The sequence below is a fragment of the Bacteroidia bacterium genome, assembly GCA_016218155.1.
Lineage (GTDB): Bacteria > Bacteroidota > Bacteroidia > Bacteroidales > GWA2-32-17 > GWA2-32-17.
Window position 1 is genome coordinate 41,139 of the sequence record JACREQ010000111.1, and the last position, 23,594, is coordinate 64,732.

The following is a 23,594-nucleotide window of genomic DNA, read 5'->3' on the forward strand; positions in this document are numbered from 1 at the left end:
ATCTGAAAGAGCATGGGACAACAATTTCATAGTGTTTTATAAAATAATTTATATAGGAATAGGGGTAAAATAATTCTCGATTGTCATTTATATGAAAAGCAAAATATAAATGGGTAATACAGAGAATATGAAAACAATTTCAAAAACATTAATTGCATTTATTTTAATAATATGTATTAATAATTTAATTGCACAAACCATTACACAAACAATAAAAGGAAGAATTGTTGATAAAGAATCTCAAACACCTTTACCTGGCGCTACAATTGTAATCTTAAATACCGAGCCATTACTAGGTGGAATTACAAATGAGAATGGAAACTTTGTAATTAAAAATGTTCCGATAGGCAGATATAATATTAAATCTGTTTATCTCGGTTATGAACCGTCTATAGCCAGTGAAGTACTTGTTGGATCAGGTAAAGAAATTGTTATAAATTTTGAGTTAAGTGAAATTCTAAATAATTTAAATGAAGTTGTTGTAAAATCTAATAAAGGTGAAACCATGAATTCAATGGCTTCTGTAAGCGCACGACAACTTAGCGTAGAAGAAGCCAGCAGATATGCCGGTGGCTTTGATGATCCTGCCAGATTAGCTTCGTCATTTGCAGGCGTGAGCAGTAGCTTGGGAAATAATGGAATTGTTATCAGAGGAAATGCACCAAAAGGTTTATTGTGGCGAATGGAAGGAATTGAAATTTCTAATCCAACTCATTTTGCAAATATTCAGACTATAGGTGCAGGTGCAATAACAGCTTTAAGTAGTCAGATGTTAGCTAACTCCGATTTTTACACAGGTGCATTTCCTGCAGAATATGGTAATGCAACTTCTGGTGTTTTTGATATAAAATTAAAAACAGGCAACAATGATAAAAGGGAAAACACCGTGCAAATAGGCTTAATCGGAATTGACATCTCTTCTGAAGGTCCTTTTATAAAAGGTAAAAAAGCATCTTATATTTTTAATTACAGGTATTCTACATTAAATCTATTATCACCCATTTTACCTAAAGAAATGGGAAAGTTAAAATATCAGGACCTATGTTTTAAGATGAATTTCCCAACCAAAAGTTTTGGAACATTTTCATTATGGGGTATTGGCTATTTGGACTATCAGGCAAGAGAAGCATTAAAAGATTCGATGAAATGGGAATCTGATATGGATAAACAACAATTTAATATTGATCTTTTAATGACAGCTGCAGGACTTAATAACAGAATTATTCTCGGAGAGAAAACATACTTAAATACTACAATTGCAATAACAGGAACAAGCCTTGGCATGAATCAGGATAGCTATACTGAAACAATGAATATGCTACCAACTAATAAAATAAATTATTTAACGCAAAAGCAAACAATATCAAGCTTTATTAACCATAAATTTAATGCTAAACTTACAAATAAATCAGGCATTATTATTAACAAATTACAGTACAATTTTAATATTCAAAGCATTGATAACAATGAAACTGAATTGTCAACAAAAGTTAAAGAAAACGGAAAAAGTTATCAATTTCAAGCATATTCACAATCCAAGTATAATTTTACACAAAACCTAAATGTTGTTTTTGGCTTACACAGTCAGTTTTTTGCATTAAACAAACATTATTCTTTTGAGCCAAGAACAAGTATTAGCTGGAATTTAGATGCTCGTCATACTTTAAGTTTATCTTATGGTTTACATAGCCAGATGGAAATGCTAAACTTTTATTTAGTACAACAAAGTACACAATACGGAATTAATGAGCCAAATAATAAACTTGATTTTTCAAAGGCACATCATTTTGTACTATCATATGATTTCAAAATAAATGAGTTTTCGCACATAAAATTTGAACCATATTTTCAATATTTATTTAACGTACCTGTTATTCCCGATTCATATTACTCATTACAGAATATGGAAGACGGTTTGTATTTTAACGACTCACTGGTAAACAAAGGTAAAGGACAAAACATTGGTTTAGATATAACATATGAAAGATTCTTAAATCATGGCTATTATTACCTTGCAACAGCTTCAATATTCGACTCCAAATATATTGGTGGTGATGGCATAAAGCGAAACTCACGATTTAACAGAAATTATGTGTTTAATGTTTTAGGAGGAAAAGAGTGGAAAACCGGAAAGAATAAAAATAATATATTCAGCATTAATGGGAAATTCTGTTTAATGGGTGGAGAATGGTTAAATCCACTAAATATTGAAGCTACTTATGATTCAAAATATATAGTTGAAGATGTTTCTAATGCATTTACAGAAAGAAAAAAGCCAGCTCAGGTACTTTCGTTTTCATTTAGCTATAGAATTAACAAGGCAAAACACGCAAGTATATGGTCGTTTAGCTACATGAATGTGTTAGGATATGCAGAATTCAGTGGTTATTACTTTGATAAAATGAGTAACTCGATAAAAAAAGAAGTTGATAAATTAGTTATGCCAAGTATTAGTTATAAATTAGAATTTTAAAAAAATCATACCTTTGTAATTCATATTTTTTTTGATTTTGCAAATTACTGAAAACATTCTGATTGAGAAAATTAAGAATGGCGATAAAACTGCTTTTGAAAGTATTTTCAAATCGTATTATAACCAATTGTGCTCCTATGCAAATAAATTCGTAAAAGATATTGATAATTGTGAGGAAATAGTTCAGGAAATCTTTTTCCAAATATGGCAAAATAAAAATAAAATAGTAATTCAAACATCATTAAAATCATACCTTTTTAGATCAGTTCATAATAGTTGTTTAAATTATATTAAACATAAAAACATCGAGCAAAAGCATATAGAAAGCACTCTTTTTGAAAACAAAAATAGTTCGCAAGACTTTATAGATATTTTAGAATCAAATGAATTGCATGATAAAATAAGAATAACAATATATAAATTACCACCAGAAAGAAAAAAAATATTTTTAATGATACGTTTTGAAAATTTAAAATATATTGAAGTTGCTGAAAAACTGAACATTTCGATAAAAACTGTAGAAAATCAAATGGGTAGTGCTTTAAAATTTATGCGTAATGAACTTAAAGAATACTTGCCAATGCTAATTCTACTTTCAATAAATTTTATTTATAATTTTTTAAAATCTTAATAGGGGAAAATGATTCAATAATTGTCTTATATAAAATGAACAGTTTACCAGAAAATATTACACACGAACTCATTATTTCTTACTTAAAAAAAGAAACTACAAATGAGGAATCACTAGTAATAGAAGTGTGGCTTAATGCTTCTGTTGAAAACAAAGATTATTTTAATGATTTAAAAAATCTCTGGAGTGAAACCGGAAAATTAAACCCTGCTCCAATTGAGGTTGACGTTGATACTGCATGGCAGAAATTATCCTCAAGAATTGAAAGCAAAGAAAACATTGCTATTTCTAGTAATAATCCATTTATTAAAACTTTATTAAAAGTAGCAGCAATAATTATCCCTGCTATAGCAATTATTTCATTTTATTTATTTTCAAATAAAGAATTAAAACAAATTGATATTGTAACAACTAACAATAATATCCAAAAACAACTTTCTGATGGTAGCATAATTAATATAAATTCACATTCAAAATTAACTTACCCGGAGAAATTTGATAGCAAGCTGCGTGAAGTGAACCTTAGCGGTGAAGCCTTTTTTGAAATTTCACCAAACAAAGAAAAACCATTTATTATTCATTATAAAGACGCCAACGTAAAAGTTGTTGGAACATCGTTCAATGTAAATACCAACAATAATAAAGTAGAAGTGTTTGTTAAAACAGGAAAGGTTTTATTGTTTTGTGTTTCTTCAAACTCAAACGACACAAATTTAGTTACTTTAGTTGCCGGGGACAATGGAATCCTTGACCTAACAACAAAAAAAGCTTATAAAGAAGACTCTCCAAATGAAAATGATATTTTCTGGTATACAAAAACATTATTTTTTGACAAAGCTGAATTATCAGAGGTTATTGAAATATTACAAAAAAGCTATAATGTAAATATTGTATTAAAAAATAAAGAGTTAAATAAACTTCGTTTATCTACAACTTTTAAAGATCAAAACATAGAATCTATACTTGATATTATCTCTGCTTCATTTAATTTAAAAGTTTCAAAAAATAATTCCACATACGAGATTGATGGAGAAAGTAATTAAACATTTTATTGTTTTTGGCATTTATATATTGATACTTTTTTTTGTGTCGGAAACTATTTTTGCTCAAACAAATCCATTAGATAAAAAGATTAGCCTTATTATCAAAAATGAAACTGTCGAGAAAACACTTAATAACATTAGTAAAAACACTGGCATAATTTTTTCATACAATTCGGATATTATTCCACTAGATTCAATTATATCAATTACTTTAAAAAATAAAACCATTTCAAAATCTTTAAATAGCCTTTTAGGGAATAATTATTTTTTTAAAAGTTTAGGAAACCATATTATAATATTAAAAAAAAACAACTTAAGAAATTTTACAACGTGCACAATAAATGGTTTTATTATAAATTCACTTACCGGTGACAAAATTCCGAATGCAACAATTTATGATTTAAATAAAAACTTTTCTGCATTAAGCGATTCCAATGGCTACTACAAAATCTCTTTTCCCCCTGAAACCGAAACAATCGGATTAGGGTTCTGTAAAAATAATTTTAACGATACAGTAATCTTTATTAAATCAACTCTCGCTTTAACCATAAATGTATCGCTAAAACCAGATTTAAGGGAGAATAATAACATTGAAAAACTTCAGCCAAAATTACCTTCCACAATTTTTATATTAAATATTAACGATTATCGTATTGTAAAACGATTTGTAAAAAACGAAATGCTTTTACACGCTAAAAATTTAAATATCTACGAAAAAAGATTCGGACAATTTTCTATCCTTCCGTATATTGGAACTAATAGAAGAATAAGTGGTGCAATAGTAAATCGTATTTCTTTTAATGCAATTGCAGGCTATTCAAACGGAGTAAATGGTGTTGAATTAGGAACGTTGTTAAATATTTCAAAAAATGATGTTAAAGGATTTCAGATTTCCGGATTTGGAAATATTACAGGAGGAAATACTAATGGAGTTCAAATGGCGGGTGTATTCAACCGCAACATAGGAAATGTCGGTGGTATTCAATTCTCCTGTTTTAGTAACATTATTCTAGATACACTTAAAGGAGTTCAGATAGGCTCTGTGAATTTTGTAAAAATAAATAAAGGGTTTCAATTTGGAATTATTAATATTGCAGACAGTTCCTCGGGTGTTTCCATCGGCTTTATGACTGTTGTTAAGAAGGGTTATTATAATCTAAGTGTCTTTACAGATGAACTTTTAATGCCAAATATTGCTTTCAGAATTGGAACACATAAGTTTTATAATATCTGGGGGCTTTCAGCAAGTAAAGAAATGTGGGGCTTAACATATGGTTTCGGGTTTTATAGAAAACCAGAAAAGAAGTTTAGTTTAAATTATGATTTTAGCCTTACTCAAATGAGTTATAAAAAAGCTTTTGAGATTCAATTCTGCATGAAAACAAAGCTTCAGGCTGATTTAAATATAAGAGTTAATAAAAAACTTGACATGTTTGCAGGTATCTCCTATAATATATTTGCATCAGACAAAATAATTGATTTAGAATTACAAAATCATATTACAAATATTACCAATTCTTATATTTCTACAACAACATTTAAAAGTGTAAGGTTGCAACACTGGCCAGGAATCTCATTGGGATTAAAATACCGTTTAAGCTAGCCGGAAAATAAAAAAGTCATGCCTTGCGACATGACTTAATATATTTATTGTAATTTGTTATAATTTCTTCTTTACTTCAAATTCTTTGAAAGCTTCAACTATATCGCCAACTTTAATATCATTAAAGCGATCAATATTTAATCCGCAATCTAATCCTGAAGCAACTTCTTTAACATCGTCTTTAAAACGTTTAAGTGAGCCAAGTTCTCCAGTATAAACAACAATACCATCACGGATTACGCGCATTTTTGCAGTACGGTATATTTTTCCTTCGTTAACCATACATCCTGCAATTGTGCCAACTTTTCCGATTTTGAAAACTTGTCTGATTTCTGCTGATCCAAGAATTTCTTCTTTAATAACAGGTGAAAGCATACCTTCCATCGCCTGTTTAATTTCTTCGATAGCATCATAAATAATAGAGTAAAGACGAATCTGAATTTCTTCTTTTTCGGCAAGTTTACGTGCATTTACAGATGGGCGAACCTGGAATCCGATAATTACAGCATTTGAAGCAGCTGCTAACATAATATCTGATTCTGAAATCTGACCTACTGCTTTATGTATAACATTAACCTGAATTTCTTCGTTACTCAATTTTATTAATGAATCGCTTAATGCTTCTATTGATCCGTCAACGTCACCTTTTACAATAACATTAAGTTCTTTAAAATTACCAATAGCTAAACGACGACCAATTTCTTCGAGTGTAATATGTTTTTGAGTACGTAAGCCCTGTTCACGTAAAATCTGCATACGTTTGTTTGCAATTTCTCTGGCTTCCTGTTCGGTTTTTAATACGTTAAATTTATCACCAGCCTGAGGAGCACCATTAAGTCCAAGAATCTGTACCGGCATTGATGGACCTGCTTCTTTAAGCTTCATGTTACGTTCATTAAACATTGCTTTAATTCTGCCATAGTATGAACCTGCAAGAACAATGTCACCAACGTGTAAAGTACCAGCATTCACTAATAAATTTGAAATATATCCACGACCTTTATCCAACGATGACTCAATAACAACACCAGCAGCTTCGCGATTTGGGTTAGCTTTTAAATCTAACATATCAGCTTCAAGAATAACTTTATCAAGAAGTAGTGCTACGTTAGTTCCTGGTTTTGCGGCTATTTCCTGAGACTGGTATTTGCCACCCCATTCTTCAACCAACAAATTCATTTTAGATAATTCTTCACGAATCTTTTCCGGATTAGCACCAGGCTTATCAATTTTATTAATTGCAAAAACCATTGGCACGTTTGCGGCCTGAGCATGATTAATTGCTTCAACAGTCTGAGGTTTTACGCCATCATCCGCAGCAATAACAATAATCGTAACATCAGTCAGCTGAGCACCACGTGCACGCATCGCGGTAAACGCTTCGTGACCAGGAGTATCAAGGAAAGTAATAATTCTTCCACTTTCGTGTCTTACACTATAAGCTCCAATGTGCTGTGTTATACCACCGGCCTCACCTGCAACAACATTAGTATTTCGGATATAATCCAATAATTTTGTTTTTCCATGATCAACGTGTCCCATTACCGTAACAATAGGTGGACGAGGAATTAAGTCTTCAGGTTTATCAACAACTTCCTCAACCATATCGGCCTGAACTTCTAATGTAATAAATTCAACGGTAAAACCAAATTCATCGGCAATAGCCGACAATGACTCAGCATCCAGACGTTGATTTATAGAAACAAATAAGCCTAAATTCATACAGGTTAAAATCACATCATTTGCAGGTACATTCATTAATGTAGCAAGTTCGTTTACAGAAACGAATTCAGTGATTTTAAGAATATTCTTTTCTTCTTCCAAACGATCCATTTCATCCTGCATCTTCTGGCTGACAGCATCACGCTTTTCACGACGATACTTAGAAGTTGTAGTTTTTCCTTTTCCACCAGCTAAAGAAGCCAATGTATCTTTTACATTGCGATCTACTTCTTCTGTGTCAATTTCATTTCGATGTGGTCGTTTTTTATCGCCTTTTTTTCTTAATTTAGAACCACCACCAACTGATGGTAATACAGGAGCATCAGTTTTTACATCACCAGCTTTTACAAGATTAATTCTCTTACGTTTTTTCTTCTTTCTGGAATCGGCAGCATTATAATCAGAAGAAGAACCTGCTGGTTTTTGCTTTTTCTCTAATTTTAAAGGAACTTCAGCTGCAAGTTCTATTTTACCTACAATGTTTGGACCTGATAATTTTTTTATTGCAGGACGATATACTTCTGCATCTTTTTTGGTTTCAACAACCGTGTCAATAATTTCTTCTTCAAATTTTTGTTCAGGAATAACCTCTTCGGTAGTATGTTCTTCTTTTTTAGAAGATGGTTTTTCGTTGCCTTTATATTTTTGTTTACCTGTCTTTTTTGTTGGTTTCGTTTTCTGGTTTAAACTAGCTAAATCAAGTGTTCCAACTATCTTAATATTACCTTCAATATTATCAACCTTTGTTGAGTAAATTTCAACTTCTTTTTTCTCAGCTTTCTTTTCTACTTCCTTTTCTTTCTTTGGTTCTGCCTCGGGAGCTTTCTTTTCTTCTTTTACTACCGGCTTTTCTTTTGTTGGAGGTGGAGGTGTTTCGGCAACAGGTTTTTGTTTTGGTTTTGGTTTATCTAATTCAATTTTACCAATAATTTTAATCTGAGGTTCAACAGGTTTGCTGAAATTCTTGATAATTAATTCGTCCTGTTCAGCAGGTTCATTTTCTGTTTCCTTCTCTAATTCTGCAGCTTTTTTATTAATGTCATCAATTGTGATTGATGCATTGCGCTCATTAGTTTTTAAATTAATTTCTGCCGATTTCTTCTTGATATTGCTATCAGAATTGTACTCTACAAGTAGAGCATCATACATTTCCTGCGAAATTTTTGCATTAGGATTAATCTCTACTTTGTATCCTTTTTTATGCAAATAGTCAACAATGGTCTGAATTCCAACATTCAGCTCCTTTGCAACTTTATTTAATCGCATTGCCTTAATTTCTTCTGTCATATCCGGCACTTTTGTTTCCCTGAAAGGGTTTAAATATATAAAAAAATATTATTCGAATTCTGATTTTACAATATTCACAACATTTTGAATTGTTTCTTCTTCCAAATCGGTACGACGAACCAACTCTTCAATACTATGATTTAATATACTTTTTGCAGTATCACATCCAATTTTCTTAAATTCATCGATAACCCATGCATCGATTTCGTCTGAGAATTCGTCAAGGTCAACATCTTCATCGTCTTCTTGAACATTTCTGTAAACATCTATTTCGAAACCGGTTAACTGACTTGCAAGACGAATATTTAAACCGCCTTTACCAATTGCAAGTGAAACCTGATCTGGATCTAAATATACTTCAGCTCTCTTATCGGGGTCAACAATTTTAATGTCGCTGATTTTTGCAGGACTTAAAGCACGCTGAATAAATAAGTTTGTGTTATTTGTAAAATTAATAACATCAATATTTTCATTTTTCAATTCGCGAACGATACCATGAATACGACTTCCCTTCATACCTACACATGCGCCAACCGGATCAATTCTGTCATCATAAGATTCAACTGCCACTTTCGCTCTTTCACCTGGAATACGAACAATTTTCTTGATAGTAATAAGTCCGTCAAAAATCTCTGGAACCTCAAGTTCAAAAAGTCTTTCAAGGAATACCGGTGATGTACGAGAAAGAATAATCAGTGGGTTGTTATTTTTCATTTCAACTCTTACAACAACTGCACGAACATTATCGCCTTTTCTAAAGAAATCAGAAGGAATCTGTTCTGTTTTAGGCATTATTAATTCATTGCCTTCGTCATCAAGAATAAGAATTTCTTTTTTCCAGATTTGATATACCTCACCTGAAACAATTTCACCTATTCTATCTTTGTATTTACTGAAAATACTGTCTTTTTCAAGTTCCAGGATTTTAGAAGAAAGATTCTGGCGTAAAGCAAGAATAGTACGTCTACCAAAATCTGCGAATTTTACTTCATCAGAAACATCTTCACCCTCTTCATAATCATCATCAATTTTTTTAGCATCTGATAACGCAATTTGAGTTACAGGATCAGTAAAATCTTCGTCATTAACAACTGTTCTGGTTCTCCAGATTTCAAAGTCACCTTTATCAATGTTAATAATGATGTCGAAATTATCTGTTTCGCCAAATTGTTTATTTAATGTACTTCTAAAAACGTCTTCTAACACGCGCATCATAGTTGCCCTGTCGATGTTTTTCAGATCTTTAAATTCTGCAAAATGTTCTATTAAATTTAAATTTTCCATAGTTCTTCTTATTTAAAAGAAACAACAATCATTACCGATTTTATATTATTAAATTCTATTTCTAATTCTTTCTCTACCAATGCAGTTTTTTTTGTTTCTGCCGATTTTTCTTTCTGACTAAAAGACAATTTTATTGAATTATCGCAAACTTCTGATAAAACTCCTTTTAATTTCTTACCATCATTTAAAAGTACTTCAGCAGTTTTTCCAACATTTTTCTGATACTGAATTTTATGTGTCAGCGGTTTATCTATTCCTGCAGATGAAACAGAAAGCTCGTAATCTTCAACTTCACGGTCAAAATTTTCTTCGATAAATCGACTAACTTTAATACAATCGCCAATTGTAATACCAGATACGCTTTCGATAAAAACCGTAAAAACATTTACAGGTTTTACCTCAACATCAACTACAATGTAGTCTTTGCCTAAATCAGCATTTGCAGCTACTTTTTGTATTTTTTCTTTTTCTATCATAAATAATTTAGGCTAATAAAACAGGGGACTTTCGGTCCCCTGTCATATCTTTCCCCTGAATTCGTTGCAAAGATATAAAAATATTTTTTGATTACAATAATTTTGTAAAAATCTTATTTAATCTACTGGATTTCATACTGCCAAAATAATTATATCATCATTAGGAGCCTGTGAAACAGGCGTGGTAACTATTTTCTTGCGAAGCAAGAGAATCGTTGTCACGTCACTAATCATGGACTCAAGATGACGTAATTAGATTGCCACATCATTCTTCCTCGCAATGACAAATTATTAAGGATAAAGCAAATACTTTTTTCTTATTTCTTTAAACTTATTTAAATCATTTTGCCATAAAGTTTTAATTTCTGCTTCAGTTTTTCCTGCTTTTATTAATGGAATAACCTCATCAGTACCTATTAACTTTTGAAAAAAGGGATTAAAGAACGTCTCATTATTCGGCGACATCTTATACATATTAATGATATACTTTAATGTAAACACAGTATCAGTTGAATTTCTAAGATCGACACCATAGCATTTTTTATTTTCGTACATTGGATTTTTTGCGCCATTTGAAGATTTTGGAATAAAATGAAAAAGCATTGAATCGAGAAATGGACTCCCTAATACCTGAAAAGGAAACTCAGTACCCCTGCCAACGCTAACGTTTGTTCCTTCAAACAAACCAAGACTAGGATATAAATATACAGAACGCATATTGGGTAAATTTGGCGAAGGCTTTACAGGTAATGTGTACCTTGTGTTATGATTATAATTTTTACACTTAACAATTTGCAATTTACATTTAACATTTTTTGCAAGCCATCCTTCTCCGTTTATCATTTGTGCGTATTCTGCAATCGTCATCCCATAAACTAACGGAACCTGATGCATTCCGACAAATGACTTAAAGCTTGATTTTAAAACCGGTCCGTCTATGTAGTGTATGTTTGGATTTGGCCTGTCTAAAATTAAAAGTGGAATATTTTTTTCGGCACAAGCTTCCATAACATAGTGCATTGTAGAAATATAAGTATAAAAACGTACTCCCACATCCTGAATATCAAAAACAACTATATCTATACCTTTTAACTGTTCTGGCGACGGCTTTTTGTTTTTACCATATAATGAAATTATTGGCAGACCTGTTTTTTTATCTGTAGTTGAAGAAACAATCTCTCCTGCATCAGCAGTTCCCCTAAATCCATGTTCTGGACAAAATATCTTTTTAACCAAAATTCCTGCTGAAATTAATGAATCGACTAAATGTGTTTTTTCAACTAAAGAAGTTTGGTTTGCAACTATTGCAATATTTTTACCTTTGAGAATTGGGAAATATTCTGTGGTCTGATATGCACCAGGGAAAGTCTCTTCAGATTTATTTTCATTTTCGGATTGCAAATCCGAATTTATATAATTCGGGATTATAAATCCCGAATAGCTTAGATAGCTCTGAGTACAGGATAAAACCTGTGCAAAAGAATTAAAACTAAAAAATAAAAACAGGAAACATACCAGTCTTGTTGGAGACAACTTCGACAAGGGCTCTATTTTTTTTGTGTGAAATAGATTATACATTTTACAAAGAATAAATTATTCAAAAATAATGAATGAGTTTGGTTATATACAAAAATTAAACAAATATTAATTTTCAACTGAGTTTACTACTTTTGTTGCAATGAATAAAATAAATTCCATAATTGAGAATTATCCACCTGAAATGAAGTTTCTGCTTTTATGCTGTGGAAACAACAAATGGAATGCCGCCGACTTTAAGCAAAAACTTAACTGGGAAATATTCTTAAAATTAGTAAAACGACATAGAATTAATCCCGTTGTTTATGAGTTTACAATTAAAAATACTCATTTATTTCCTGAAGATATAAAAAAGCAAATTCAGGAATTACAAACTTTAAACTCAAAGCGGATGCTTAGCCTATCTGCCGAAATGATTAGGCTTAATAATCTATTTGACAGCAAAAATATTACAACTATCCCAATTAAAGGACCAGCATTAGCCTTTCAAATATATAACGATCCGGGAAAACGAAATTCTTTAGACTTGGATTTTTTAATTAAGCCAACAGATCTAGAGACCATTTCGGGATTAATGATTAATGAAGGATATAAACAAATAAAACCTGATTTTAAACTCAGTCCAAAACAATCAAAAGTTCACAAAAAGATTATTCACCATTATTATTTTAAAAATCCTAATACCAATCTACTAGTAGAAATTCATTGGAAACTAATTACACCTTCTTCACTTTTTACTAATTCAGAAAAAATGTTTTTTGAATCATTCATCACTTCAAATCCATTTATTAAAATAAAACCCGAACTTTTATTACATTATTTAATAGTACATGGCTCAATGCACAGATGGTATAAGCTATTTTGGTTAAATGACATACAGGAAATCATTCAGAGCAACAATAATTTTGACTACAATTATTTTAACAAGCTAACTAAATATTTCGGAGATGAAAGAATGGTAAGTCAAGCTTTATGTTTGATTCAAATAATTTTTAATTGTAACATTCCCAAAGATTTCCAAACATATAACATTAATAAAAGTATTATAAAATCAGCTTTAAGAGCAATAAATACTGAAGAAGAAAAGCTTCATAAAAGAACTTTTGAAAGAATAATTCGATTTAATTATATCATAAAACTAAAGGCTGGCTTCAAACATTTTATGTCTTGTTTAAATGCTCCCATGACAAACTATTTAGATTGGAAAACTCTACCTTTACCAGATTATTTATTTTTTCTGTACTATCCACTTCGCCCATTTTTATGGTTTTGGTCGGTTTATATTAAAAAAGTTCACTCAGCATGAAAATTGCAATAATCGGGACAAGAGGCATACCAAACAATTACGGTGGATTTGAGCAATTTGCCGAACAAATTTCGGTAAGGCTTTCAGATTATGGAAACGATGTATATGTTTATAATCCTGCATTTCACACTTATAAAAACAATCTATACAAGAAAGTAAATATTATTCGCATACCTTGTCGTGAAAATATTTTTGGAAGTGCTGCACACTTTTTATACGATTATTTATGTTACAAACATGCAATAAAACAACATGCAGATGTAATTCTGGTATGTGGGTATGGAACATCAGCTCCTGCAATTGCACTTATCAACAAACACCGTACAAAGGTAATTACAAACATGGATGGGTTTGAGTGGGAAAGAGCTAAATATAATTCAATTACTAAGAAATTACTTAAATGGTTTGAGAATATTGTTGTAACAAAGTCTGATAAAATTATTGCAGATCATAAAATAATTCAGGAATATTACAAAAATAAATATAACATATTACCTGAGTACATTTCATATGGAGCAGATATAACTGCAAATTTTGATGAACTTTCTATTAATACATACGGACTAAAAAAAGATAACTATTTTTTAGTAGTTGCCCGTGACGAACCCGAGAATCAAATTGAATTTATTATAACTGCCTGGAAAAATTCTCATTCAGAGAAAACATTGTGCATTGTTACAAACATCCGGAAGCTGTCTAAAAAATATTCTGAACAAACTAACATTATTTTCATTACAGGTCTATACGATTCGATAAAACTATCTAACCTTCGCCACTTTTCTTTTGCATGTATTCATGGACACACAGTTGGGGGAACTAACCCCTCATTATTAGAAGCTATGGCAGCAAAATCTTTTATTATTGCACATGATAATTTATTTCATAAAGAACTTTTGGAAAACAATGCATTATTTTTTAATACACCACAATCACTCACCAAAATAATAATTGATTATACCAATATTATAGAAAAGAAGAACGTTTCAGTTCAAAACAATCTGACAAAAATTACTAATTTTCATCAATGGGATTTTATTACAAATGAATATTTAAAACTTCTCTCCTGTTTATAAAGATTCTTTTATCCGTTATTCTTGCTGTATTTTAAGCATATACATTATCAATAAAAACTGTAAAAAAATAGAGTAAAATTTTTAACAAAACAAGTATTATTACCTGGAACTTTAATATATTTAGTTCGTAAAATTATCTTGTTAAAATAAAAACTTGAAAAATTAAGGATATGAAACTCTTTACTCTTATTATCGCTTTTGTAATTTCCTCATCGCTTGTTAATGCACAGGGATGGATGTGGGTAAAACATTTTAATGGTACCGGGCAAAACATGCCAACTAGCGTAATACAAGATGCTTCAGGTAATAGTTATGTTTTTGGAAATATTAATGGAGCAGTAACTCAGGATGGCATTTCGTTAACAACAAACGGACAAGATGCTTTCTTTGCAAAATATAATGCTGATGGACAAATCCAATGGATTAAACAGCTGGGTGGAACATATACACAAACCGCAGGAAGTATTGTTTTTAGTAACGATAAAAATTATATTTACTTATCTTTGTTAAACAATGGAACTTTCTCATTTGAAGGAACAGACATTCCTACTATTGGTGGATTTGACATTATAATTGTTCAATTCGACATTGCAGGTAATTACCAATGGGCATTTAATGCTGCTTATGGTGCAAGCAACCAAACAAACGGTGCTTTAGCAATTGACAACTCAGAAAATATCATTTTAGCTGGTGGTTTTTTAAATGATGTTACTTTTTTAGGAGGATTTTCATTAACATCTCCATCTGCATCAAATCAAAAATTTATAGCAAAATTCGATAGCTGGGGAAATCTTTATTGGGCAAATAAAATTGACGACGATAATACAAATACTACCATTAAATCAATAAGTACTGATGCTAATGGCTATTATTTCAGTGGACAATTTGCTGGAAATTTTTATTTACCTACCGGCACTTTAACTTCGAATTCAACTTACAGAGAAGGTTTTATTTATAAAACAGACATGGATGGAAATGGTATATGGGCAAGAAAAATTTCTGCAATTAACAATGATTTATATATAAATAAACATATTACTGATAATTCCGGCAATCATTATTTAGCAGGATATTATAACGGAGTTAGATTAAAAATTGATTCTACATCTACTGACACATCAAAAATAACTTACTTAAATACCACTTCCGGAACTTCAGATTTAATTGTTTTAAAATATAATGCTGACGGAAATTTGCAATGGACTAAGGCAATTGGGTCAATAAAAAACGAAAAAGCAATAAATCTTGATATCTCTAACAATAAGCTTATAATCACTGGTTCTTATGAGGGCAGTGTGAATTTTGGAATCTATAACTTAACCAATTCTGGTGGTAGTGATGCATTTATTGCTGAGAGTGATCTAGATGGAGCTTTTTCAAATGCCATCAAGGCTTCCGGCACTTCAAATGATATAGGGCAAACTTCAGTCTATAGTTCTACCGGTAGAAACTTTATCGCTATCGGAGACTTTGTTTCTCCTATTTTGACAATTGGTACCAATCAGCTTACAAATTCTCTAACTGGAATAAGAGATGCATATGTGGCAAAATTTGGTTGTTTTGATAGCCTACACTTATCTTCAACATTAATTTGTGTTGATTCCGAAGGTTTGCCAATTGCAAATGACGGTACAGCAACTGCCACACCATCCAACGGCTCTGAACCATATACCTATCTTTGGTCAAATAATGAAACTACACCTACAATAACCGGACTAGCAGCAGGCACATATACTGTAACTGTAAACGGTGCAAATAGTTGCACTGCCATAAGTTCAGTTAATGTTTCACTTAGCACAGGCTTAGCCTTAACAATGAATCAAAACAATATTACTTGTAGTGGAGGAAATGATGGCTATGCCTCAATATCTGTTTCAGGGGGAAACGCTCCATATACATATATTTGGTCGAACAGCGAAACAACATCAGATATTTACAATTTGTTACCTGGCTCATACAGCGTAACAGTAACTGACCAATGTGGAATTACAGCAGTAGATAATGCCTTAATTAGTCAACCAGATCCATTAAATGTTACTATTTCTTTTACAAATTTATCTTGTTACGGGCATGGTGACGATGGAACAGCTACAGCTATTGCAACTTTTGGTAACGAACCATATACGTATTTATGGTCAAACGATTCAACAAATGCATCTGTTACCGGGTTAGTTGCAGGAACTTATTTTGTAAGTGTTACAGATAAGTGCGGTGAAACCGTTGTTAAAGAAGTAACTATAACAACACCACCTGCTTTAATAACAGATATTACAAACAGAGTAAACGTTACATGCTTTGGTTTATGTAATGGATCAGCAACTGCAAATGTAACATCTGGTACAAGCCCATTTTCATATACATGGTCAACTACACCAGCTCAAACTGATGTAAATGCAATTAATCTTTGCGTTGGTAATTATTCTGTTTCTGTTACCGATGCAGCTGGTTGTACTTCTGTTTCCAATTTCTCCATCTCTGAGCCTGCAATATTATCAGGCACAATGGGACAAACAAATGCAAGTTGTTACGGATCATGTAATGGCTCTGCCTGGATTACTCCATCCGGCGGAACAGCACCTATTAGCTATTTATGGAACGATGCCCAAACAAATGACACAATATACTCTTTATGTGCAGGAAAATATAAAGTTACAATAACAGACATTAATAATTGTGTATATAACGATTCTGTTGATGTTATACAACCATTTACTTTAGCAGCAAACATTAGTCAAACAAACGTTAGTTGTTATGGTAGCTGCAATGGTACCGCAACTTCTGCGCCAACAGGAGGTGATGCTAATTATAATTATTTATGGTCTACAATACCAGCTAATACTACTAATTCAATTTCTTCCCTTTGTGAAGGCAAATATTATTTAACCGTTTCAGATGCTTATGGATGTAGTGTTATTGATTCAGTAACAATTACACAACCAGAAGTATTAACTTCAATAACATCTTTCACACCAATTAGTTGTTTTGGTGGTAATGATGGAACAGCTTCTGCAACCCCAACAGGAGGAACTCCATCTTATTCTTATTTATGGTCGGATAATCAGACAACAGCAACTGCCACAAATTTGATTGCAGGTGTATTTTCAGTTACTGTTACAGACTTAAACAACTGCACAACAACAAATTTCGTTACTATTACAGAGCCGACTGTATTGTCTGTATTAACATCGTTCACACAAATCAGTTGTTTTGGTGGTAATGATGGAACAGCTACTGCAACTCCAGCAGGTGGGACACCTCCATATACCTATTTATGGTCAGATAATCAAACAACAGCAACTGCCACAAATTTAGTAGCCGGAGTATTTTCAGTTACTATTACTGATTTAAACAATTGCACAGCAACTAACTCTGTTACTATTACAGAACCATCAGCATTAACAGTATTAACATCGTTCACACAAATAAGCTGTTTTGGTAGAAATGATGGAACAGCTACTGCAACTCCAGCAGGTGGAACTCCATCTTATTCTTATCTATGGTCAGATAATCAAACCACCGCTACAGCAATAAATTTAGTAGCCGGTAATTATTCTGTTACTATTACTGATGGATGTAGTAATACAACAACTAGTTACATAACAGTAACTGAGCCCTCAATTATGCTTGCAACACCTTCACAGATTGAACCATCAATTAATTCGTGTGATGGAACAGCTACTATTTCCACTACGGGTGGAACAAGCCCTTACACTTATTACTGGAACACTTCACCGGTACAAACAACTAGTACAGCTACTAATATTTGTGGTGGAATTTGCTCTGTTACGATTACTGACAATAATAGCTGTACAACTACTCAAGAATATGCTTTTAAGAAAGCCATTAATCTTTCTGTTTTTGGAACACCTACTGCAAACACAGCTACACTAATTTGGGATGGAAGTAACGCAACAAATTATCAATTACAATTTTACATAGAAGGGACTACAGAATATAATATACAAACAATTACAAGCAGCCCCTATACACTAAATTCTTTGCAACCAAACACAGCCTATTGCTGCAGAATTAGGACAAATATCGACGGAAATTATTCCAATTATTCACCTATAGTTCATTTCACTACTGCTAGTGGATCTTCAATTCTTGCAACTAATTTAGCTATACAAGGAACACCTACTGCAACTACTGCAAATTTGACATGGTCAGGAAGTGGAGCTGATTCTTACCAAATACAATATTATATTGATGGAACAACAAATTATCTTTTTCAAAGTTCAACAAATTCACCGTACACTTTAACCAATTTAATACCAAACACAATCTATAATTGCAGAATAAGAACATATTCAGGAGGTACATACTCTAACTATTCTTCTGCAATCTCTTTTACAACTGCAGATGGTTCATATATTGCAACAAACTTAAATGTTTCGGGAACACCAACCGCGAATTCTGCAACCTTAATCTGGGATGGTAGCGGAGCCGATTACTATCAAATACAATACTATATAGATGGAACTACAAATTATTTATCTCAAAACTCCACTTCTTCACCATTAATAATTAATGCGTTACAACCAAACACTACATATAATTGCAGAATTAGAACTTATTTTGGAGGTACTTATACCTCTTATTCATCCATAGTTAGTTTTACTACAGCTGATGGAAGTTCAATACTTGCTACAAACCTTGCTGTTTCTGGAACACCTTCAGCAAATGCTGCAACATTAATCTGGAATGGTAGCGGAGCCGATTCATACCAAATACAATACTATATAAATGGGACAACAAATTACCTGACTCAAACTGCAACAAATTCCCCAACTACTCTTAATTCTTTACAACCAAACACATCTTATAATTGCAGGATTAGAACATTTTCAGGTGGTGTCTACTCCAATTACTCTTCTGTCGTTTCTTTTACTACTGCCAATGGTACTTCAATATTAGCAACAAACTTATCTGTAGTAGGATCACCTACTACAACAACATGTACACTTAGCTGGGACGGCAGTGGAGCCACCTCATATCAAATTATATACTATAAAGCCGGAACAACAATTTATAAATTTAAAAGTAGTACATCTAGTCCAGCTACATTAACTGCACTTGAGGCCAATACCACTTATAATTGTAGGATAAGAACATATTCTGGCGGAACTTATTCAAATTACTCTCCAATTCTAAGCTTTACAACTGCTAGTACTGCTAAATCTTATACAGAATTAACAGAATCAACTATGACATTATTTGATATTAATACTTACCCGAACCCTGCTACTGATGTTATAAATTTAGATTTCAATTCAGAAAAAGAGGGACTTATTAACTTGTCAATTTATAATATTAATGGAATGCTCTGTGAAACAACAATTATTGAAAACTCAGTTGGACAAAATCATTTTTTATTTAAAATTAATAATCTTTCATCCGGAATATATTTCATGATTTTAAGTAAAAATGATTTTTCCTATAAGACAAAATTAATTGTTCAATAAATTTAAAAATAAGAGGCTGTCTCGAAAGGACAGCCTTTTATTTTTGGTCTGTGGCTTACATGCCTATAATTTTTGCATCGTCGATAACTATTAATCTGCTTATCATAGACTTCGATGAATTTTCTCTGCGGTTACTAGAAATACTACCACACCTTCAGTAATAAATAGAAATAAAATATTAACCCGAAGGTTAGCAATTGAGCAAATGCTATATTTTATGATAGCTTTAAACTAATTAATGATTTCATATATCACATTCAATTTAATTAAAAATGTATAAAACGGAACATTTTTTTGATGTATTTCGTAAATATAATCCTTGAATAATAATAACTAAAAATATACATTATATGAAACAACTTTTTAGCTTTATCGCACTGATAATTGCCTTGAACTTTTCTTTAAATGGAGCTAATTTTAAAGATCAACCTACAACTATTAAGCAACCTGACGGTACAGTTATTAACTGCCTGAATTCGGGCGATGAGTTTTTTAACTATATTCATGATGAGTATGGTTACACTATTATTCAAGGTCAGGATGGATGGTATTATTATGCCGTAAAAGACAATTATGAACAAATAATTCCATCAACTTATAAAGTAGGTACAATTAACCCTGATAATGTAAATCTTCAGAAGTTTGTAAAACTAACTAAAAATCAATATCAGGAAAAGGTAAATCGATATTTTGCACCACTTAAAGACAATTCAAAAGGTGGTACCTATAATATAGGAAAAGCACCATCGTCAGGAACTTTTAATAATCTTGTAGTATATATTCGATTTGCAGACGATCCAGCGTTTTCAAATAATCGTCAAACCTATATTGATCTTTTCACAGGAACCGGAGGAGCAACTTATAGTGTTCAGGAATATTTTACTTCAGTATCATATAATCAAATGCTAGTTAATGCAACTCATTTTCCTGATTGTGCACCTACTACAAACATTTCATTTCAGGATGCACATAACAGAGGGTATTTTCAACCATACAATGCAACCACTAACACGATAGGATATCAGGATGACACAGAAGCAAGATTAAGAGAACATCAGTTGCTTGTTGATGCAGTAAATTTTACAAAAACAGAAATTGAAGCTACATTACCTGCAAATGAAATTGATCTGGATTCTGATGGGTATGTAGATAATATGTCATTTATTATATACGGAGATAATGATGCCTGGAGTGATTTATTATGGGCTCACCGTTGGGCATTATATACATATAATGTTAGCATTAATGGAAAAAGAGTCTGGGATTATACTTTTCAACCGGAAACACAATGTACAGCAAGAACTACATGTCATGAACTATTTCATTGCATGGGGTCACCCGATTTATATCATTATACCGATAATGGAGTTGATCCTTGCTGGTACTGGGATTTAATGGAATATGGTTCAGGCTCTATGACTGCATATATGAAGGAACAGATAGGAGGATGGATTACAATTCCTTCAATTTCTACTAGTGGATCTTATAGTTTAAGCCCATTAGCAGGTTCGACAAATAATGCTTATAAGATTGCACTTCCTAATTCAACTACAGAATTTCTTATCCTTGAATTCAGAAAAAAAACCGGACCTGTTGAAGCAAAATTAACAGCTTCGGCCGACGAAGGTTTGCTTATTTACAGAATTAACACTAATGTAACTATTGACGATGGCAACCGCAATGGACCACCAGATATGCTGTGGGTTTACAGACCCAATGGTGATACCAATAATAATGGAACACCAGGCGATGCAACTTTCAGTTCTACACAAGGACGAACCTCTTTTTCTGATGTTTCAAATCCTGCATTACTACTTTCTGATGATGCAACCTGGGGTGGAATATCCATTACGAATATAGGTGCAGTTGGATCTACCATTTCTTTTAATGTTACCTTTCCATCATCTGGGTATAATGTTACTTTTAATGTAACTGATGGAACAAATCCTGTTTCTGGAGCTAATGTAACATTTAACAGTACTTCACAGTTAACTAATGCTTCAGGCATAACTACTTTTACAAGTGTTTCTGCTGGTAATAATTTAGCATATTCTGTAGCAAAAACAGGTTATACAACTTCAAATGGTACTGTTAATGTTATAAATACTGATGTTACCAAAAATGTTGTACTAGCAAGTCAAACTGCAACTAATCTTGCAGTACAAGGTACTCCAACTGCAAATACAGCAACTTTAATCTGGTCTGGAAGTGGTGCAACAAACTACCAGATACAGTATTATATACAAGGTACCACAAATTACTTCTTTCAAACTGCTAACTCCAGTCCATACACTTTACAAGCTCTAGAACCAAATTCAATATATTGTTGTAGAATAAGAACAAATTTAAGTGGTACTTATACTTCATATTCTTCAATTGTAACATTTACTACTTCAAACGGATCTTCAATTTTAGCAACTAATTTAGCTGTACAGGGCACTCCTACTGCTAATGCGGCAACTTTAACTTGGACTGGAAGTGGAGCAACTTCTTATCAGATTCAATACTACATTAATGGAAGTACAAATTATTATTTACAAACAGCAATAAGTTCGCCATTTACACTAAATGCCTTAGAACCAAACACAATATACAACTGTAGAATAAGAACATATTCTGGCGGAATATATTCATCTTATTCTCCAATCTTAAGTTTTACAACTGCAAATGGAACTTCAATTCTTGCAAGTAATCTTGCAGTTCAAGGAACTCCAACTGCAAATGCTGCAACATTAACCTGGAATGGAAGTGGAGCTACCTCATATCAAATACAGTATTATATAAACGGAACAACAAATTATAATATTCAGACTGTGGCAAGTTCACCATTTACACTCAATGCTTTAGAACCTAATACCACTTATAATTGCAGAATAAGAACATATTCAGGTGGTACTTATACATCATATTCTCCTATTATTAGTTTTACAACTGCAAATGGTACCTCTATTTTAGCAACAAATCTATCTGTACAGGGAACACCAACAACAACTACCTGTTCACTAACATGGAATGGGAATGGCGCAAACTCTTATCAAATTATCTACTATAAAACTGGTACAACAAATTATAATATTCGCAATTTCACTAGTAGTCCGGCATTACTTACCTCGCTTTTGCCTAATACAAATTATGAATGTAGAATCAGAACGTATTCCGGTGGAACTTATACATCTTACTCGCCAACTTTAACATTTTCAACTGCAGCTTCTTTTAAAAATGACGTAACAAATGAACCATTATTAAATTACTCCCCTATTACCGAAGCTATTATTTATCCTAATCCTGCAACTAGTTTTTATAACTTAGACTTTAGCTCTGAAACAAATGGACAAATAAATTTCTCAATATTTAATATTGATGGTAAGTTATGTGAAACTAAGGTAATAGAACATCAAAAAGGAATTAATCATTTTGTTTTTGAAACCCCAAAACTTTCATCCGGATTATACTTTATTATTTTAAATAAAAATGACTTTAATTTTCAGCTAAAGTTAATTGTTAAATAAAAACTTATTTTCTTACAATAGAATATATAAAGTAAAGGGTTGCATTTTGCAACCCTTTACTTTTGCATATAGTATTAAAATTCTAATTATTATACGAGCTCCATATTAATTTAATATACTAATACTTATAATACTTCATATTACGACATTAACATTTATTAACAATAAGTAATTTAGCTTATTTAT

General features: G+C 31.9%; 12 protein-coding genes. 8 read left to right on the forward strand and 4 right to left on the reverse strand.

All coding sequences use genetic code 11. The features are described 5' to 3' along the window. Nucleotides 1-127: 127 nt before the first annotated feature. Genes HY951_18855 through HY951_18870 form a run of 4 tightly spaced genes read left to right on the forward strand, consistent with a single transcriptional unit; the run spans nt 128 to nt 5,750 of the window. A complete protein-coding gene (locus tag HY951_18855; GenBank protein MBI5542124.1) occupies nt 128-2,473 on the forward strand; it encodes a TonB-dependent receptor in 2,346 nt (781 codons plus the stop codon). A gap of 31 nt (nt 2,474-2,504) precedes the next feature. Beyond that, on the forward strand, nt 2,505-3,104 hold the full coding sequence (locus HY951_18860) for an RNA polymerase sigma-70 factor (GenBank protein ID MBI5542125.1): 600 nt from the start codon (nt 2,505-2,507) through the stop codon (nt 3,102-3,104). A 35-nt stretch (nt 3,105-3,139) separates the two neighbouring features. Continuing rightward, nucleotides 3,140-4,147: a FecR family protein gene (locus HY951_18865; GenBank protein MBI5542126.1), complete on the forward strand. Its 1,008-nt coding sequence runs from the start codon at nt 3,140-3,142 to the stop codon at nt 4,145-4,147. Beyond that, nucleotides 4,131-5,750 carry a hypothetical protein gene (locus tag HY951_18870; GenBank protein MBI5542127.1) on the forward strand — a complete coding sequence of 540 codons (1,620 nt, stop codon included), beginning with the start codon at nt 4,131-4,133 and terminating at the stop codon, nt 5,748-5,750. Before HY951_18865 ends, HY951_18870 begins: the two co-directional genes overlap by 17 nt. Nucleotides 5,751-5,807: 57 nt before the next feature. Here HY951_18870 and infB read toward each other — a convergent pair whose 3' ends face one another. From infB to HY951_18890, 4 genes are all read right to left on the reverse strand, one after another. Beyond that, a complete protein-coding gene (infB, locus tag HY951_18875) occupies nt 5,808-8,759 on the reverse strand; it encodes a translation initiation factor IF-2 (GenBank protein MBI5542128.1) in 2,952 nt (983 codons plus the stop codon). 48 nt (nt 8,760-8,807) lie between these two features. Further along, the gene (nusA, locus tag HY951_18880) at nt 8,808-10,043 is read right to left on the reverse strand and encodes a transcription termination/antitermination protein NusA (GenBank protein ID MBI5542129.1); all 1,236 of its coding nucleotides are present in this window, start codon (nt 10,041-10,043) and stop codon (nt 8,808-8,810) included. An 8-nt stretch (nt 10,044-10,051) separates the two neighbouring features. After that, nucleotides 10,052-10,519: a ribosome assembly cofactor RimP gene (gene rimP / locus HY951_18885; GenBank protein MBI5542130.1), complete on the reverse strand. Its 468-nt coding sequence runs from the start codon at nt 10,517-10,519 to the stop codon at nt 10,052-10,054. 291 nt (nt 10,520-10,810) lie between these two features. Beyond that, the gene (locus HY951_18890; protein ID MBI5542131.1) at nt 10,811-12,097 is read right to left on the reverse strand and encodes a DUF1343 domain-containing protein; all 1,287 of its coding nucleotides are present in this window, start codon (nt 12,095-12,097) and stop codon (nt 10,811-10,813) included. 100 nt (nt 12,098-12,197) lie between these two features. Between HY951_18890 and HY951_18895 the strand changes: the two genes are divergently transcribed. From HY951_18895 to HY951_18910, 4 genes are all read left to right on the forward strand, one after another. Continuing rightward, entirely contained in the window at nt 12,198-13,361 is a 1,164-nt protein-coding gene (locus HY951_18895) for a nucleotidyltransferase family protein (protein ID MBI5542132.1), read from the forward strand. Further along, nucleotides 13,358-14,434, forward strand: a complete 1,077-nt coding sequence (locus HY951_18900; GenBank protein ID MBI5542133.1) for a DUF1972 domain-containing protein — start codon at nt 13,358-13,360, stop codon at nt 14,432-14,434. Before HY951_18895 ends, HY951_18900 begins: the two co-directional genes overlap by 4 nt. A gap of 170 nt (nt 14,435-14,604) precedes the next feature. After that, nucleotides 14,605-19,899 carry a fibronectin type III domain-containing protein gene (locus HY951_18905; protein MBI5542134.1) on the forward strand — a complete coding sequence of 1,765 codons (5,295 nt, stop codon included), beginning with the start codon at nt 14,605-14,607 and terminating at the stop codon, nt 19,897-19,899. Between the two features lie 350 nt (nt 19,900-20,249). Continuing rightward, nucleotides 20,250-23,408, forward strand: a complete 3,159-nt coding sequence (locus HY951_18910; protein MBI5542135.1) for a fibronectin type III domain-containing protein — start codon at nt 20,250-20,252, stop codon at nt 23,406-23,408. Nucleotides 23,409-23,594 lie beyond the last annotated feature (186 nt).

Excerpts from the sequence above, each read along its gene's own strand:
- nusA (MBI5542129.1), bottom strand. The coding sequence starts at position 10,043 with ATGGAAAATTTAAATTTAATAGAACATTTTGCAGAATTTAAAGATCTG.
- HY951_18910 (MBI5542135.1), top strand. The coding sequence starts at position 20,250 with ATGAAACAACTTTTTAGCTTTATCGCACTGATAATTGCCTTGAACTTT.
- HY951_18865 (MBI5542126.1), top strand. The coding sequence starts at position 3,140 with ATGAACAGTTTACCAGAAAATATTACACACGAACTCATTATTTCTTAC.
- HY951_18900 (MBI5542133.1), top strand. The coding sequence starts at position 13,358 with ATGAAAATTGCAATAATCGGGACAAGAGGCATACCAAACAATTACGGT.
- HY951_18895 (MBI5542132.1), top strand. The coding sequence starts at position 12,198 with ATGAATAAAATAAATTCCATAATTGAGAATTATCCACCTGAAATGAAG.
- HY951_18870 (MBI5542127.1), top strand. The coding sequence starts at position 4,131 with ATGGAGAAAGTAATTAAACATTTTATTGTTTTTGGCATTTATATATTG.
- HY951_18905 (MBI5542134.1), top strand. The coding sequence starts at position 14,605 with ATGAAACTCTTTACTCTTATTATCGCTTTTGTAATTTCCTCATCGCTT.
- rimP (MBI5542130.1), bottom strand. The coding sequence starts at position 10,519 with ATGATAGAAAAAGAAAAAATACAAAAAGTAGCTGCAAATGCTGATTTA.
- infB (MBI5542128.1), bottom strand. The coding sequence starts at position 8,759 with ATGACAGAAGAAATTAAGGCAATGCGATTAAATAAAGTTGCAAAGGAG.
- HY951_18855 (MBI5542124.1), top strand. The coding sequence starts at position 128 with ATGAAAACAATTTCAAAAACATTAATTGCATTTATTTTAATAATATGT.
- HY951_18890 (MBI5542131.1), bottom strand. The coding sequence starts at position 12,097 with ATGTATAATCTATTTCACACAAAAAAAATAGAGCCCTTGTCGAAGTTG.